The organism is Okeania sp. SIO3I5 (assembly GCF_010672085.1).
GTDB lineage: Bacteria > Cyanobacteriota > Cyanobacteriia > Cyanobacteriales > Microcoleaceae > Trichodesmium.
Genome location: NZ_JAAHHT010000515.1, coordinates 1 through 1,554, shown reverse-complemented (window position 1 = coordinate 1,554; position 1,554 = coordinate 1). Strand labels below are relative to the sequence as shown.

Sequence of the window (1,554 nt, the reverse complement as noted above, 5' to 3'; positions counted from 1 at the left end):
TCATTGATAATTTTCTCCAGGCAATCTTTTTTTGACTCTCTTTCCAGAATAAGTCGGAAAGAATCAGGTAGAAAATTTCGGGTTTCTCTTGTTGCTAGACACGGTCCGAGTCGATCGTTTTCTCTCCATATCTTTGCCATTGATAATTTTCTCCAGGCAATCTTTTTTTGACTCTCTTTCCAGAATAAGTCGGAAGTAATTAGGGAAACAAATTTAGAGTTATTCTTGAATTTTTTGCTCAGTTAATTTGATTTTTGGCAAAGGAATTAAGATTGCAGCTTGCTGCCGATATTCCTGATATAAATTTCCATAAATAGAAATCATATCTACCTCTTCTAATTTAATACCTACTAACACATAAATTGTTGTACCCATAGCAAAAACTAGATGAGAAATTGTCATCAATGGAGCTGCCCAAAAAACAATAACAAAACCTAGCATAATCGGATGGCGAGTATATTTATAAAATCCTGGAGTTCTAAATCCTAAATCTTCATATTCCTGACCGCGCCAATATAAATAGACTTGTCGCAAACCAAATAAATCAAAATGATTAATCATAAAAGTGCTGAGGAAAACAATTAACCACCCCAAGGCAAAGATGCCATAAATAATATTATAAATTATTGGGTTTTGTATATTCCAAATAATTCCACCGAGAGAATGCCACTGCCAAAATAATAATAACAATGCCAGACCTGACATTAAAACATAAGTGCTACGTTCTATAGGTTCTGGAATTATTTTTATCCACCATTTCTTGAAACTTTGACGTGCCATGAGACTATGTTGAATAGCAAACAAACCGAGTAATAAAATATCAATTAATAACCCCTTAGTCAGAGAACCATCTAAATTGGAATCTAGTGTTTTTGGCACTATTAAGTTGCCAATAAAACCAATGCTGTACAGAAAAGCTATCAATGATATTAAATAACAAACTACACCATAGATAAATGCTAGTATTCTACTCATTTTCCTCTTACAAAACCTCCAGAAATTTGATGAAATTATTTGACAAGTCAAGCAGCTTTAGTTAGAGACTCTTAAAAAACAGAAATTTAGTGACTAAACTCCTACTTTAGCTAACTTTTTCCAATTATTCTAATTAGTCTTAGAGTAAGCTAGATGCGGTGATTAATATTGTACAACTGAACGGGTAAATATTCTTTGCTTGTTCCCGATCTTTCCACCGCTCTTCTCTTCATTTTTCTCCAAGGAAACCTCCAGAAATTTGATGAAATTATTTGACAGGTAAAACAGCTTTAGTTACAGACTCTTCAAAAATCGAAATTTAGTTACTAAACTCCTACTTGAGCTAGCTTTTTCCAATTATTCTTAGGGCAAACTAGATTCGGTGATTAATATTGTACAACATGACCGGGTAAATATTCTTTGCTTGTTCCCGATCTTTCCATCGCTCTTCTCTTGATTTTTCTCCAACGAAACCTCCAGAAATTTGATGGAATTATTTGACAAGTCGAGCAGCTTTAGTTACAGACTCTTCAAAAATCGAAATTTAGTGACTCACCTCCTACTTGAGCTAACTTTTTT

1 protein-coding gene is annotated in these 1,554 nt (G+C 33.5%); it reads right to left on the bottom strand.

The features are described from left to right. Positions 1-219: 219 nt before the first annotated feature. A complete protein-coding gene (mddA, locus tag F6K40_RS40130; RefSeq protein ID WP_293145899.1) occupies positions 220-975 on the bottom strand; it encodes a methanethiol S-methyltransferase in 756 nt (251 codons plus the stop codon). Positions 976-1,554 lie beyond the last annotated feature (579 nt).

What these genes read in the sequence shown, in the direction of transcription:
- mddA (WP_293145899.1), bottom strand. Translation starts at nt 975, where the DNA reads ATGAGTAGAATACTAGCATTTATCTATGGTGTAGTTTGTTATTTAATA.